Source organism: Marseilla massiliensis (assembly GCF_023336985.1).
Classification (GTDB): Bacteria; Bacteroidota; Bacteroidia; order Bacteroidales; family Bacteroidaceae; genus Prevotella; species Prevotella intestinigallinarum.
The window spans coordinates 57103-72314 of the sequence record NZ_JAMBLP010000015.1 but is presented as its reverse complement, the minus strand read 5'-3'; the positions used below and the strand labels follow the sequence as shown (position 1 = coordinate 72314).

At 61.5% G+C, this 15212-nt stretch carries 11 protein-coding genes; 5 read left to right on the top strand and 6 right to left on the bottom strand.

Annotation, left to right across the window (positions count from 1 at the left end):
• Positions 1-4: 4 nt before the first annotated feature.
• From M3089_RS10970 to M3089_RS10960, 3 genes are all read left to right on the top strand, one after another.
• Complete coding sequence (locus tag M3089_RS10970) at positions 5-1387, top strand: efflux transporter outer membrane subunit (RefSeq protein ID WP_249084109.1); 1383 nt, start codon at positions 5-7, stop codon at positions 1385-1387.
• Positions 1388-1409: 22 nt separating this feature from the next.
• The gene (gene lpxA, locus M3089_RS10965) at positions 1410-2192 is read left to right on the top strand and encodes an acyl-ACP--UDP-N-acetylglucosamine O-acyltransferase (protein WP_249084108.1); all 783 of its coding nucleotides are present in this window, start codon (positions 1410-1412) and stop codon (positions 2190-2192) included.
• A 335-nt stretch (positions 2193-2527) separates the two neighbouring features.
• Positions 2528-5890 carry an ATP-dependent helicase gene (locus tag M3089_RS10960; RefSeq protein WP_249084107.1) on the top strand — a complete coding sequence of 1121 codons (3363 nt, stop codon included), beginning with the start codon at positions 2528-2530 and terminating at the stop codon, positions 5888-5890.
• Between the two features lie 83 nt (positions 5891-5973).
• Here M3089_RS10960 and M3089_RS10955 read toward each other — a convergent pair whose 3' ends face one another.
• From M3089_RS10955 to M3089_RS10945, 3 genes are all read right to left on the bottom strand, one after another.
• A complete protein-coding gene (locus M3089_RS10955) occupies positions 5974-6381 on the bottom strand; it encodes a hypothetical protein (protein WP_249084106.1) in 408 nt (135 codons plus the stop codon).
• Positions 6382-6527: 146 nt separating this feature from the next.
• Positions 6528-7208 carry a dihydrofolate reductase family protein gene (locus M3089_RS10950; RefSeq protein ID WP_249084129.1) on the bottom strand — a complete coding sequence of 227 codons (681 nt, stop codon included), beginning with the start codon at positions 7206-7208 and terminating at the stop codon, positions 6528-6530.
• 219 nt (positions 7209-7427) lie between these two features.
• Positions 7428-8228 (bottom strand): TrmH family RNA methyltransferase, encoded by an 801-nt coding sequence (locus tag M3089_RS10945; RefSeq protein ID WP_249084105.1) that lies wholly within the window; start codon positions 8226-8228, stop codon positions 7428-7430.
• A 640-nt stretch (positions 8229-8868) separates the two neighbouring features.
• On the opposite strand from M3089_RS10945, the gene M3089_RS10940 reads away from it, so the two are divergent.
• On the top strand, positions 8869-9516 hold the full coding sequence (locus M3089_RS10940) for a DedA family protein (protein WP_205107941.1): 648 nt from the start codon (positions 8869-8871) through the stop codon (positions 9514-9516).
• A 48-nt stretch (positions 9517-9564) separates the two neighbouring features.
• A complete protein-coding gene (locus tag M3089_RS10935) occupies positions 9565-11055 on the top strand; it encodes a glycoside hydrolase family 30 protein (protein ID WP_249084103.1) in 1491 nt (496 codons plus the stop codon).
• A gap of 194 nt (positions 11056-11249) precedes the next feature.
• Here M3089_RS10935 and M3089_RS10930 read toward each other — a convergent pair whose 3' ends face one another.
• The 3 genes from M3089_RS10930 to M3089_RS10920 form a co-directional block, all read right to left on the bottom strand.
• The gene (locus M3089_RS10930; RefSeq protein ID WP_249084127.1) at positions 11250-11507 is read right to left on the bottom strand and encodes a DUF4982 domain-containing protein; all 258 of its coding nucleotides are present in this window, start codon (positions 11505-11507) and stop codon (positions 11250-11252) included.
• Between the two features lie 148 nt (positions 11508-11655).
• The gene (locus M3089_RS10925; protein WP_249084101.1) at positions 11656-13305 is read right to left on the bottom strand and encodes a glycoside hydrolase family 2 protein; all 1650 of its coding nucleotides are present in this window, start codon (positions 13303-13305) and stop codon (positions 11656-11658) included.
• An 8-nt stretch (positions 13306-13313) separates the two neighbouring features.
• Complete coding sequence (locus tag M3089_RS10920) at positions 13314-14660, bottom strand: glycoside hydrolase family 28 protein (protein ID WP_249084099.1); 1347 nt, start codon at positions 14658-14660, stop codon at positions 13314-13316.
• Positions 14661-15212: the final 552 nt, after the last annotated feature.

Genomic DNA, 15212 nt, shown 5'->3' with positions numbered 1-15212 from the left:
GAACATGAAGAAGCTATTAACGATAATGTCCGCAACGCTGCTCTTGAGCAGCTGCGGACTCTACAACAAATACGAGCGCCCCGACGTCAACACCACTGGCCTTGTGCGTGACACGGCGTCGGTAAGCGACACGCTGGCTGTGCGCGACACCGCCAATTTCGGCAACCTGCCTTGGCGCGAGGTGTTCACCGACCCGCAGTTGCAGGCGCTGATAGAGCAGGGTCTGGAGAACAACGTCGACTTGCTCAACGCTGCTCTCAACGTGAAGATGGTCGAGGCACAGCTCACGGCCGCCAAGCTGGCCTTTGTGCCGTCGTTCACCTTCTCGCCGCAAGGCACGCTCTCGTCGTGGGACGGCAGCAAGACGACCAAGACTTACTCGCTTCCTGTGCAGGCGAGCTGGAGCCTTGACCTGTTCGGCAACCTGCTCTCGCAGAAGCACAGTGCCCAGACGGCCCTGCTTGCCACCAAGGATTACCAGCTTGTGGTAAAGACCCAGGTCATTGCCAACATAGCCAACATGTACTACACTCTGCTGATGCTCGACCGCCAACTGGAGATAGTGAACGAGATGTCGGGCGTCACCAAGGAGACATGGGACATGATGAAGGGGCTCAAGGAGCTGAGCGCAGGCTACAACTCGACAAGCGTCAGCAGCGCCGAGGCCAATTACTACTCGGTGCTTGCCCAGGCTGCCGACCTGAAGAGGCAGATACGCGAGACCGAGAACTCGCTCTCGCTCATGCTCGGCCAGTCGGCCCAGGCCATAAAGCGCGGCAGGCTCGAAGACCAGAACCTGCCCAGCAAATTCAGCACCGGCATCCCCCTGCAGATGCTCAACAACCGTCCCGACGTGCACTATGCCGAGATGTCGCTCGCGCAGTGCTTCTACAACGTGCAGACCGCACGCTCGCGCTTCTATCCCAGCATAACCATCAGTGGTTCGGGGGCGTTTACCAACAGTTCGGGGGCAGGCATCGTCAACCCCGGCAAGTGGCTGCTCTCTGCAGTGGGAAGCCTCGTACAGCCGCTCTTCATGAACGGACAGCTCATCGCCGGGCTCAAGGTGGCCAAGGCAGAGCAGGAGCAGGCCTACAACACTTGGCAGAATGCGGTGCTCCAGGCAGGCAACGAGGTGAGCAACGCCCTCGTGCTCTACAACACGAGCGACGAGCGCAGCCGCCTCGAGCAGAAGCAGGTGGCTGCCTTGCGCAGGGCTGTCGAGGACACCAAGATGCTCTACCACGACCGCAGCTCCAACTACCTTGAGGTGATAACGGCCGAGACCAACCTGCTCAACGCTGAGCTTACGAAGGTGGCCGACGACTTCTATAAGATGCAGGCTGTGGTAAACCTCTACCAGGCTTTGGGCGGAGGCACCAATTGATAAACCATTAAAGCTAACTATTATGGCAAGTGAAATAAGTCCAAAAGCAGAGATTGACCCGAGGGCGAAAATCGGGAACAACTGCAAGATATATCCTTTCGCATATATTGAGGGCGATGTCGAGATTGGCGACGGTTGCACCATCTACCCGTTTGTGAGCATTCTGAACGGCACACACATGGGAAAGAACAACACGGTATTCCAGGGAGCAGTGCTTGGGGCACTGCCCCAGGACTTCGACTTCACCGGGGAGAAGTCTGAACTCGTCATCGGCGACCGCAATGTATTCCGCGAGAACGTCGTCATCAACCGGGCAACGCACTCCGACGGGAAGACGGTCATAGGCAATGCCAACTTCTTCATGGAGGGCGCACACATCTCTCACGACACCAAGGTGGGCCACAGGTGTGTGTTCGGCTATGGCACCAAGATTGCCGGCGACTGCGAGATAGGCGATGCTGTCATCTTCTCGACCAGCGTGATTGCCAATGCCCGCACCCGTGTGGGGGCGTGCTCGATGGTTCGTTCTGGCTGTACATTCTCGAAAGACATACCTCCGTTCATCATTGCCGGAAACTCGCCAATCAAGTATTGCGGCATCAATTCGGTCATGATGAGCAAGTATGGGTTAGACGCAAAGACACAAAAGCACGTTGCAAATGCCTATCGACTTGTGTTCCACGGGCAGACGTCTGTGTTTGATGCCGTATTGCAGATAAAGGAGCAGGTGCCCGATGGCGAGTCCATCCGCATGATTACCTCTTTTATCGAAGGCACCAAGTTGGGCATCATTTCGAAGATTTGACGCACTTTGTAATTGTTTTTTGATAATTGTTTGGGCCTGTCCTTTCATGGGGCAGGCTTTTTTTGTACCTTTGCAGTTGGCATGCCGCCATGTGGCCCGGGTCGTTCGGCATGGCCGTATGGGCCGTTTTGCAGCCTCATGTGGGCCGTTTGGCAGTGCCATACGGGCCGTTTTGCACGGCGTTTCGGCCCACTTCTGCAAGTGGCTGTGTGCCAGTGGGTTGGCTGCCCGGCCGCCATTGCGCCCGTGGGGCATGCCCGCGGCGCTCGGCCGTCGCCCGGATTGTGGCTCTTGGGCCGTGGTGTCATTGGTTGTTTTATATGGATTTTTGATATATGGGGATATACATTGAAGACGCGCCATCCGACTTCTATGGCGAGTTGCTGGCCGCAGCGCAGAGGGCCGGGGCCGATGTCATGGGGGCGTATGCCACGCTCGCCGCTGTCTTCCGCCGTGCCGTCGACCAGCGTCTGATGCACAGCACGATAGCGTTTGCAGGCATGTTCGCCAAGGTAGACTACCTTGTCAAGGAGTGCGGCGTCGAGCCTCCGCTGGCATACCGCATCAATGCCACCCGCATACGCCTGCGCCATCTTCAAGAGCAGGATGGTGGCAGCCTGCCGCGACTGTTCCCCTACGACATGAAGCATGTGTGCCTGTTCATCGCCCGTGTGTATGGCGGGGCTGCCATTCCGCCCGGGCTTGCCGCCATGCTTCCGGCGAGCGACCTCAGCGCCGACGGGGGCGAGGTGTTGGGCGAATGCGTCCGCGTGGTGGCCGAAGGCTGCGAGGGCACTGTGGTCACTGCCACCGGCGAGCACGGTGGCAGCCTGCGCGTCGACTGTTCGGGCCCGTGGGCCCCTCTCTGCGGCCTGATCTCGCCCGGAAGCCAGCTCAACCTCGTGCGCCCTCGTGAGGTTGGGGGGCTTGTTGTGCCCGAGCTTGTTGTCTTCGAACCCGACTACCTGGTAGACATCTCTGCCGTTGCGGCCTGTTTCGAGAGCTATGGCGCAACACCATACACTTATCTCATAAACAAGATAAAGCCTTCGCCGCTGTCGTCGAACATACTGCTTGGTAACTTTGCCGGCCAGCTTCTCGACGAGGCCGTGCACGGGCTCGACTGCACTTACGCCGACAGCGCAGCCCGCTTTTTCCGCAACAACGCCCTGGCCCTGGCGGCTTGCGACGGCATCGACGGCGGTTTCCACAGCGAAGCCCGCTCGCAGCTCGGCAACATACGCCGCGCCGTGGGCAGTGTGCTGCCAGCCGAGGTGAGCGACTATTGCCCGGCCGAGGCCATGCTCGAACCGTCGTTCTTCTGCGAGACGCTGGGCCTTCAGGGCCGCATGGACTTCCTGCAGATGGACGGGGCGCGCCCGGGGCGTTGCATACTCATCGAGCAGAAGTCGGGCAAGGGGGCGTTCCCGCCGGGGCCCGACCCCGACACGCCCCGCCACCAGGAGCGCCACTACGTGCAGTTGCTGCTCTACATGGCCCTGTTGCGCTATGGCCACGGGCGCCCCAATGCCGACATACGCGCCTTCCTGCTTTATTCCCATTACCGCAACAGCCTGCTCAAGGTAGGCCCCGCGCCCGAGTTGCTGTGCCGGGCGCTCATGCTGCGCAACCAGGTTGTGTGGTGTGAGCTGTGGTATGCGCGCGGAGGCATCAGCGTGCTGGGCAGGCTCACCCCCGACAATTTCAATGTCGGCGGCCAGTCGGGCCGGCTTTGGGAGCAGTTCACGCGCCCGCAGATAGAGCGCCTGCTGCTGCCCGTGCGCCGGGCCACGCCGCTTGAGCGTGCATATTACTTCAGGTTGATGACGTTTTTGGAGCGCGAGCACCTGCTGTCGAAGATTGGCAACAAGACGAAAGAGAACTCGGGCTTCGCCGCCAAGTGGCACGACACGCTCGAAGAGAAGCTGCAGGCCGGCAACATATTCTACCGGCTGTCAATCGACAGCCTTGTGCCCGAGGCAGAAGGTGGCTCGGGCATAGGGCGCGTAAGGCTGCGCTTTGCAGCCGACACCGATGCCGAGGGCGCCAATTTCCGTCCGGGCGACATAGTCATATTGTATTCTTACCAGAGCGGCCGTGAGCCCGACGCGCGGCGGGCGGTGGTCATGCGTGCCACCGTTGTGGCCATATCCACGGCCGGCATAGAGCTCAGCCTGCGCAATCCGCAGACCGACAGCCGCGTGTTCAGCCGTCCGCCGGGCTATGCCTGGGCCGTTGAGCACGACCTGTTTGAGTCGTCTTTCTCGTCGCTCTACCGTGCCATGCACTCGTTTCTGTCGGCACCGGCCCAGCGGCGCGACCTGTTGCTGTCGCAGCGCCGGCCCCGCGTGGATGGCTCGGTGGCGCTTGCCGGCGATTACGGGGCGTTCAACGGGCTTGTGCTCCGTGCCATGCAGGCCCTCGACTTCTTCATTGTGATAGGCCCGCCCGGCACGGGCAAGACCTCGTTTGCCATGCTCAACATCCTAAGCGAAGAACTGTTGCACCCCGGAACGGCCGTGCTCGTCATGGCATACACCAACCGTGCCGTCGACGAGATATGCTCAAAGCTGTCCGGTTGCGGCATCGACTTCGTGCGGCTGGGCTCGGCCTTGGCTTGCGCCGAGCCCTACCGGCCTTACCTTCTCAGCCAGAAGGTGGCCTGCTGCAAAAGCGTCGGCCAGGTGCGCCAGGCCATAGCGTCGGCCAGGGTGGTGTGCGCCACCACGTCGGCCGTCAACTCCAACCCGGCGCTCCTGCAGCTTAAGCGTTTCAGCCTGGCCATCATCGACGAGGCGTCACAGATACTCGAGCCCCACGTGGTGGGCATCCTGGGGGCCACTTCGGGCGGCGTGGAGTCGATAGGGCGCTTTGTTCTCATCGGCGACCACAAGCAGTTGCCGGCCGTGGTACAGCAAACGCCCGACGAGTCGGCCGTGGCCGACCCGCTGTTGCGCGCCATCGGCCTCACCGACTGCCGCGACTCGCTATTCGAGCGGCTCTTGCGGGCCCACCGCTCCGACCCCGCCGTAGTCTACATGCTGACGCGCCAGGGCCGGATGCACCACGACATAGCCTCGTTTCCGAGCCGGGCGTTCTATTCGGGGCTGCTCTGCGAGGTGCCGCTGGAGCACCAGCAGCGCCCCCTGCCGCCCCCTGCGGGCTGTGCCGACGAGGTAAGCCGCTTGGTCGGGGGGCACCGGGTGTCGTTCGTCTCGGTGCATCCCGACGCCTCGGATGGCTCCGACAAGGTAAACACGGCCGAGGCTCGGGTCATCGCCCGGGTGGTGGCTGCGGTGCGCTTGGCCTGTGGCGACGGCTTCGACCCGGCTGTTTCGGTAGGCGTCATCGTGCCCTACCGCAACCAGATTGCCGCCGTGCGCGATGCGTTGGTGCGCGCCGGGGTGTCCGAGGCGCATCAGATTGGCATCGATACCGTGGAGCGTTACCAGGGCAGTCAGCGCGATGTGATAGTCTACGGGTTCACTGTGCGCAAGCGATATCAACTCAATTTCCTTACGTCGAATGTGTTTTTCGAAGACGGCAAGCCCATCGACCGCAAGCTGAACGTGGCCATGACCCGTGCGCGCGAGCACCTCGTGATGGTGGGTTGCGCCGGTTTGCTTGCCTGCAATGAGGTCTTTGCCGCCCTTATAGACGCCGTGAGGCACGACGGCGGCTACCTCGAGGCCCGCTGACCGTGCTGCTGAGCGTCGGCGTTTGGGCACAGGACGGCGGGGCGGGGGTGGCGCTTTGCGTTGCGGCGGTGCCCCGGCCGTTGTCAGTCGGCGGCCCCGGCGGCCGCCTGTTCCAGCCTTTTCTGTATGTCGGCCATCTTTGTTCGCCGGGCAATGCTGAAGGTCTTGTCGTGCCGGTCGATGAAGTCGAAGAGTGCAAACGCCCTTTGCAGCAGCTCGTCGCCGCCAATGCCGGCCATCAGACCGGCTTCGGCGTAATACAGCTCGGCCAGCATCTCCATGCGTTCGGCGCGTTCCTCGGGAGGGAACCGCTCGAACGAGTCCATCACTTCGTCCATCGTGCATATATGGTAGAGCGAGTAAGGGCCCACGTATTGGTCGTACATGAGCCTTATCTCGTCTCTCTGTTTGCTTACGTCCTTCTTCATCACCAGTTCGAGAGCCTCGGCGAACTCGCGTATGAGGCGCAGTATATAGTCGCGTTTCAGCATGATTGTCGTTCGTTTATCCGTGTGGCACTTGCCACCCGCGGGGCAAAGGTAAGCAAAAAGTTTGGCAAATGCAGCCCGGCGCGGCCAGTTTTTACCCCCGGCGGTGCGTGTTGCCGCTGTCAGGGCGGTCTCGGCGCTGTTGCCGGTCAGGGGCGTTCGGCCCTGTATCTGAGCCACACTGTGCCGCAATCGAGGCGCTTCACGTCGGCGAGCGCCATCTTGGCGGGCATCCACCCCTCGTCGGCAATGCCGTCAAACACAGCCGTCTGCCCCTTCCTTCCGTCTATTCCCTGGCCAATCATGAGGCTTACCTCGTCGATAAGCCCGGCGGCGAGGAACCCGCCGTTGATGTTTCCGCCGCCCAGCAGGGCCAGCCTTTCCACGCCAAACTCGCCGCGCAGCGTCTTCATGGCCCCGGCCAGGTCGATGGCCGGGTTGCCCACGGCTATGTAGGATATGCCCTCGCTGCGCAGCATGTTGAGGTATTCAAGCGGTGCCCGTTCGCTCGTGATGCAGAGCAGCGGCACCCCGTCTATCTCGTTCGACGGCCACTGCAGTCTCCCCATGGTGTCTGCGGCAATGGCATATCCCTCTGCCTGTTGCGCCATGTAGAACGAAGGCCTGCCCACCGGGGCCGGGTCTTTTGCTGCGTAATGCCCTTCCAGTGCACTGTAGTGCTCCATTGTCACCCTCCCTTCGAGCGTCGAAGGGCAGTCCAGCTCGCCCAATGCCGTGTAATACTCGTCGCCGCTGATCTTGTCTACCATAGAGCAGTCGATGCGCCCGTCTATTGATGCCATCATGTGGCAGATGATGTAAGGTCTCATAATGCTACTTGTCATGTTGTCGTCGTTTTGCTGTTTTATGCCGCCGCCCGGCGCATACAGTCGGCGCGTGCGGCCTTTGGCGGGCCAATGCGGCCTGCCGGGTGCAAAGTTACGGCTTGTGGCGCAAAACCATGGCATACGGATTACGCATTGATGTATACATTTCACTTTGTCTCTGCGGGCCCGCCGCCGCAGCAGGCCCTGCACCGCCCGTGTGCGTCAGCGTGCCCTCAGTTGCCAGAAAGCCACGGCGGCGGCCGCCGCGACGTTGAGCGAGTCCACTCCGTGGGCCATGGGTATGCGGGCAACATAGTCGGCGTCGGCAATCGTCTCGTGCGGCAGTCCGTCGCCCTCGGTGCCCATCACTATGGCCAGGCGCGGCTCACTGGCGAGCGCCGGGTCGTCGATGGCCACCGAGTGGGGCGTCAGTGCCATGGCCACGGTGCGGAAACCGTGGTCGCGCAGCGAGCCCGCGGGCCCGTCGAGCCACGTCCACGGCACGAGGAAGACGCTGCCCATCGACACGCGCACGGCCCTGCGGTTGAGCGGGTCGCACGAGTTGCGCGTCAGCAGCACGGCGTCTATGCCCAGGGCGGCGGCCGAGCGGAATATGGCCCCTATGTTTGTCGTGTCGACAACGCCGTCGATTACCACCACGCGCCGTGCCCCGCGGCACACCTCGGCCACGGTTTTCATGGCCGGGCGGCGCATGGCGCAGAGCACGCCCCGCGTCAGCACGTAGCCCGTCAGCCGCGCCAGCAGGTCGCGGTCGCCGGTGTATACGGGTATGCCGGGGCACGCAGCGATGATGTCTTTGGCGTCGCCCCCGATGTGCTTGCGCTCGCACAGCAGTGCCAGCGGCTCGTAGCCGGCGCCGATGGCCACGCGTATCACCTTTGGGCTCTCGGCAATGAACACTCCGGCGGCCTCGTCCTTGCGGTTGCGCAGCTGCGCCTCGGTGAGCGTGCTGAACACGTCCACCCCGGGATGCGTCAGCGAATCAATGTTTATTACAGGCATGTGTGTGTCTGATTTCTTGTCTGGCTGCAAATTTACAAAAATGGGCCGGCATGGCAAAGCTTATCGTGCAAAACATGGATGTGGGGCCGCAGGCACTGTTGCCGGCGACAGGGCGGCCGGTGTGGGCGCAGCCGCCGGTGTGGCATTTTTGTAAAATATTGCCATGATGCGTGCGCTCCCGCCCAACTGCCTGGCCTGCAGCGGGTTGCAACAAGGACCGGACGGGGTTGCCAAACGGCCCGTTCGGCCGGCCCGTATGGCCCGTTTCGCCACCCCGTATGGGCCGTTTGGCAAGCCTGTGGCGCCCCCGCTCCTTTTTTCCGGGGCTTTTGTCATGGTTTGTCATGGCCCTTGCGGCCCTGCTGACTGCGCCCCGGCCTGTGGCGCTTGTGGCTGTGGCGCTTGGCTGCGCCCACGCCGTTGAGTGCCCCCGCAGCGCTTGCCGGTGTGGCATCAGGCGGCTGCCTTGGGGCGCAAAACGTGGTTTCTGGGCCGCTTTTAAGTAATGTTGGAATATTTTCGACAATATTTAACAGCCAACTTCGGCAGAAATCACTATTTTTGCAGGCGCTTAGAAATGCCAGGCGAGTGCCGTGGCATTGCCAAACATTGTTTGTTTTTTCCTGTAATAGATAAGAAAATGGAGTTCATTCAACTTGTTATTGACTTTATCTTGCACATCGACCAGCACATGGTGCAGCTCGTGCAAGACTATCACCAGTGGACGTATGCCATACTGTTTGTCATCATCTTCTGCGAGACGGGGCTCGTGGTGACACCCTTCCTACCCGGCGACTCGCTGCTCTTCGTGGCAGGGGCCATCACGGCGCTGCCGGGCATGCCCCTCGAGATAGGCTGGCTCGTGCTCGTGGTCTTCGTGGCGGCGGTGCTGGGCGACTCGTGCAACTACATGATAGGCCACTTCTTTGGTAAGAAACTGTTTGCCAATCCGAACTCAAAGATATTCAAGCAGGCTTATCTTGAGAAGACCCACGCCTTCTTCCGCAAGTATGGCGGCAAGACAATCATACTTGCCCGCTTCGTGCCGATAGTTCGCACGTTTGCCCCTTTCGTGGCCGGCATGGGCAAGATGCACTATTTCTACTTCATGGTCTACAACCTTACGGGGGCCGCCCTGTGGGTGGGGCTGTTCTGCTTTGCCGGCTATTTCTTCGGCGACCTGCCTTTCGTGCAGCAGAACCTCAAGCTCCTGCTGTTGGCGATAATAGTCATCTCGGTGCTGCCGGCGGTCATCGAGGTGGTCAGGGCCAGGCTCAAGCGCGACTGACGGCCTTGCAACGGGGTGTGGAAATGGCATGAACCAAACATTGATGTTATGATGAAATATGTGTTGACAGGCGTTGCGCTGATGCTCGGCGTGGCTGCCGCGGCGCAGACGTTCACCGCCGTGACGAGCACGGAGGGCCGCGAGTGGAAGGAAAGCAAGGTGAGGCTGGAGCGCAATGCCGTGGCCGAGCCGGCGCTTGTGGTCGACGGCAGCGAGGCCGGGACGCCCTTTTACCACTGGGGCCACTGCTTCAACGAGCTGGCATGGGACGCGCTCTGCATGCTGCCCGAGGCCGACCGCGAGGATCTATTGCACCGCATGTTCGCCCCCGACGGCGACCTGCGGTTCACCATGGGCCGCATACCGATGAACGCCAACGACTATGCGCGCTCGTGGTACAGCTGCGACGAAGTGGCGGGCGACTTCGAACTGAAGTATTTCAGCATCGACCGCGACCGCCAGGCCATCATTCCCTTCATACGGGCGGCGCAGAAGCATGTGCCGGGAATGACGTTCTGGGCGTCGCCCTGGTGCCCGCCGAGCTGGATGAAGATTAACGCCGACTACCCGGTGCGCAGCGACAGGAAGTACAACACTATGGATGCGCGCAAGGACTATCTGCTCTACGGCGGGGCGGCGGGCGACCGCGACGACTACAAGGCGCCCACGGGCAAGACCTTTCCCGACCCGCTCTCGCACACCGACTACATGATTCAAGACCCCCGCTACCTTCAGGCCTATGCCGACTACTTCTGCCGTTTCGTCAGCGAATATGCCGTCGAAGGCATAAAGATTGGCATGGTGATGTTTCAGAACGAGGCCTGGAGCTATACGCCATACCCCGGCTGCGCTTGGACTCCCGAGGGCATCATCCGCTTCAACGTGAAATATCTCGTGCCGACCATGAGGCGTGAGCACCCTGAGGTCGACGTTTTCTTCGGAACGATAAACACCAACCGGTTTAACATAATAGACCGGGTGCTCTCCGACACGGCCATGGCCGCCGCCGTCAGGGGCGTGGGCCTGCAGTGGGAGGGCGGCCAGCTGCTGCCCGGGCTGCGCAAGAAGTATCCCGGCATGCGCTTTGTGCAGACCGAAAGCGAGTGTGGCTGGGGTTCGTTCGACTGGCGGGCGGCCGAGCATACCTTTGAGCGCATCAACCATTACTTGGGCAACGGCTGCGAAGACTACACCTTCTGGAACGCTGTCTTGGCCGACAATGGCATGAGCACATGGGGCTGGAAGCAGAACGCCCTGGTGCGTGTCGACTCAAAGAAGCGCACGTTTACGCTCACGCCCGAGTATTACGCTGTGAGCCATTACACGCGGTTCATACCGCAGGGCTCGCGCATAGTGGGCTTCGTTGCGGGCGGCAAGCAGGGCCAGCCGGTGCTGGTGGCTCGCACGCCCGGGGGAAAGCTGGCCGTCATGGCGGGCAACTTTGCCGACAGCGAGCGCACCGTGACGCTGCGCATAGGCAAGAAATATCTTAACATGGCCATGGCGCCGCACTCGCTCAACACCTTTGCAGAGCGGTAAGCGGGCGACCGTTTCATGCCAGGTTGCAATGGATGATGTAATCGTCTGACCTTCAGTTGATTGCCAAACGGGCCGTTTTGTAGTGCAAAACGGCCCGTTTGACATCGCAATACGTGCCGTCCTGCACTGCAGAACGGCACGTATTGCCATCCGGGCCTTATGCCCGGGGGCTGTGGCGGGCCGGCGGCGGTCCGTCACATGGCCTTTTCCACGGTCCATGTGCACGAGTCTTCAATCACCGTCTTGCCGCTCTTGCCCACTATGCGTATGGTGTTGCGGCCCTCGTCCAGCCCGACCCCCTTCCAAACGGCACGCCTTATGTCGTCGGGCCGGGCCCGGCCTATTTTCTTGCCGTTGACATACAGCGTGGCCTCTTTGAGGTTGGTGTAGGCCTTGATGTCGGTCACCGGGTGCTTACGGCGGTCAAACCGCTTGCTGCAAAGGTGGAGCATGGGTTGTGGGTTCCAGTTGGCCTTGTAGAAATAAAAGGCGTCTTTGCGTGTCTTGCGGTCGTAGGTGACCATCCCCTTGTCGTTGATTCCGGGCGTGTCGCCCTCGTCTTTTATGCTCGACTGCATGTCGGAAAACTGCCACACGGTCTTAGTCCACAGCCACGGCCGCTCCTTGATGGCCCGCCAGTAGCCCTCGTGGCACACGGCCTGGTATTCTTCGGGGTGGTAAGTGCCCGGAACGCCGTCTTCCTTGTAGTACAGCGGGTCGGCGTGCTGCACGGTGCTGCCGCCGCGCCCGTATTCCGACACACCCACGGGCGTGCCCCCCCGAGTTGCGGCGGGCGTTGTCGAAGAACTTGGCGGCGTCTGTCTCGGCGTTCTTCCAGCCTGTGTATTTGTTCCAGGCAATAAGGTCGGAGCACCCCAGGTAGCGCGTCTGGTCTACGCAGGTGGCAAAGGTGGTAAGCCGGGTGGGGTCGAGCCGGTGGTAGAGGTCGTTGAGCTCGCGTATCATCGGCAGCGGGTCGTCGTATTCGCGGAACCGCTTGCCGTCGCTCACGAGCACCTCGTTGAATATCCCCCAGAAGCACACCGACGGGTGGTTCATCTTCTGGTAGACCATCTCGTGCAGCGTCTGGCGGGCGTTGTCGGCCACGTTGTTTACGTAGCCCGTATAGTCGTAGCCGCCGGGGCCGCACAGGGCTATCTCGCTCCACAGCACAATGCCCCGCTCGTCGCTCAGGTTGTAGATGGTTTCGTCCTGCGGATAGTGAGACAGCCTCACCATCGTTGCCCCGCTCTCCATGATGAGCTGCATGTCGGTTTCGTGCTGGCTGCGGCCCATGGCGCTGCCGTAGCCCTTGAAGTCTTCGTGGCGGTTGAAGCCGTAGAGGGGGTATGGCCGTCCGTTGAGCATGAAGCCGCGCTCGGCGTCGACGCTGAACGAGCGCAGCCCGGTGTGTTGCGTCACGCAGTCTACCACCTGCTGCCCGCGCATCAGCTCAACCCTGACATCGTATAGGTACGGGTTTTCGCGGCCCTGCCACAGGTTGGGCCTGTCGACGGCCAGCCTCTGGCTCACGCTGCTGCCTGTTGCCGCCGTCTCGTCCCGGGCCACTGTGCGCCCGGCGGCGTCGGTGATGGTGGTGCGCAGGCGCAGGCTTGCGTCGCCGGTAGTTATCGACAGCATGGTGGTCACGGTCAGTTCGGCGCGCCCGGCGTCTGCCTTGTCCTGCCTGATGAGCACCCCGGGCGAGCCGTAGAACAGCGGCGAGATGCAGTCGGGGCCGGTGGTGATGAGCCTCACGGGCCGGTGTATGCCGCCATAGACGTTGAAGTCGCCGCTGATGGGCAGCACGTCGGAGCGCAGGGCGTTGCCCGCCCACACCTCAAGTTCGTTGTCGCCGGGGCCAACCATGCCCGTTATCTCTACGCAGAAAGCCGTGTAGCCGCCTTTGTGCGTGCACGCCGAGCGCCGGTTGACATATACGTCGGCCACCGAGTTCACCCCCTCGAAGTAAAGGAACAGCCTCCGCCCCTGCATCTGCGGGGTGACGTCGAGCTTGCGCCTGTACACCATTGTCTCGCGGTTGTAGTGCCGCTTGCCGTCGTCGTAGGCAGCGTTCCATGTGTGGGGCAGCGTCACAGGCGTGCGCTTTGCCTTCATGTTGGTCTCGGCAATGGGCGCCACGGTCCACCCCTCGTTTATTTCTGTGTCGGTGCGGGGCTGAGCCTGCGCCGTGGCGGCAGCCATGGCGGCAAGCAGCAGCATGGCTGCAGTGATGATGTTGCGTTTCATTTGATGTGCTATTTGATGGTTATCTTGCCCACGTCTTGCAGTGTCATCCTCATGGTGGGGGCCTTCACGTTGTCGAGGGTCAGGTTTTCTATTGGCTGCTCGGGCAGCCCCTTGGCGTTGATGAGCGTCTTGCACTCGTCGATGGTGACGTCCTTGAATGTCAGGTTGGCGAATTTCGGCGTGAGCTTTCCTATGGGCCTCGCCGGCAAACGGTCGGCCAGGTTGCCCACCCAGCGCCGCGAGCCGAGCATGTCGAAGTTGATTGCCGTGCCCGAACACGACTTTATGTGCAGCTTCTCAAGCCATACGTTGTCGCATCCGCCCCCTCTGGGCCGCCGTGTCTTGATGTATATTGGGAACTTCGGCGCCTCCATCGTCACGTCGGTGGCGTAGACATTGCGTACCATGCCCGCCGTCTCGCTGCCTATGGTGATGCCGCCCACGCCGCGCTTCACGGTGCAGTGGCGTATGACCACGTTCTCGGTAGGGCGCGCTCGATCCACTCCGTCGTCGCCCCTTCCGGCTTTCAGCGTGAAGCAGTCGTCGCCGCAGTCGAGCGTGGTGTACTCGATGAGCGAGTTGACCGACGAGTCTATGTCTATGCCGTCGGTGCGGCCGTGGCCGTGGCTGCTCACGGTGACGCCCCTGATGATGGTGTTCTCGCAGTACACCGGCACGATGTTCCAGAATATGGAGCGCTCAAAGGTGACCCCTTCTACCAGGATGTTCCTGCAGTTGACGGGCCCGAAGAACACCGGCATGAATATGTCGGCCCCGTTGCTGCCGTCGAACACCCTGTCGGCGAGCGGCACTCGGCATATCGAGTCGCTTATTCCCTTGTCCATGCGGCGTGTCAGTTCGCAGTCGTATTCGGGCGCAATGAGCTTCCCCCCGCCTGTCACTGCAATGTTCTCGGCGCCGTTGGCGTAAACCATGGCCCCCATGGAGTAGAGGTCGATGCCTTCGTTGCGCGTGAGAACCGCCGGCTGATAGTCGTCCACGTTGCCGCTGAAATGCAGTTCGGCGCCCCTTTCCACCCTCAGGTTCACATTGCTTTTCAGTTCGATGCGGCCCGTAAGCCATTTCCCTTCGGGCACAACGACTGTGCCCCCTCCTTGCCCGGCAATGCGGTCGATGGCTTTCTGTATGGCCTTGGTGGCCATCTTGCCCTGTCTGGCTCCGGTTTTCGATATGCTCAGCGAGCGGTCGGGAAACGAAGGGCGCACGGGCTGGGGCATGTCGAAAGGCGCTTCCACCGGTTCGATGGCCTCGGGCAGCTGTGCGCCGGCCTGCATGGTGACTATTGCCATGGCTGTGACGGCAAGCAGGCGTGTGGCTTTTAGTAGTTTCTTCATTGCGTTTGTTGTTGTTCGTTTGTTTATGGTTGTGGTTGCAAATATACGTCAATAAATGCCCATTGGTTGTGTAATATCGTACAAAAACTTGCATTATCGTACGTTTGCCGCCCTTATGCAGGGCCGCCATGGGCTTTTGGCGTGCGGCCGAAACATTGTTGCATGCACCCTGCCCAAGCCTGCGGGCGCATGGCCCGGGGGTAAACCGCAGCCCCGGCGGCACCAAGTGGTGGGCCTGTCCTTGCAGGGGGGCGTTGCAATATCGGCCGTTCGGCGTTGCAATACGGGCCGTTCGGCAATGTAATACGGGCTGTTTCGCAACTCAAAACGGCCCGTATTGTAACGCATTGAGTGCCAGTGTGTTGGTGGCGTTGGGCGGTGCGGCGTCATGCCGGGTGCTGCCAGAGGGCATGGTGGATTGCGGCCGGGGGCGCCAGGGTGGCATCTATGTGGCCACAGCCTGCACATGCCGCCAGCCATGGCCGGTGGCGCTGGCTGCCGCCCGCCCCTTGGCCGACGGGCCGCTTGAGGCGTGGGCGTAGGCCGGGGCTG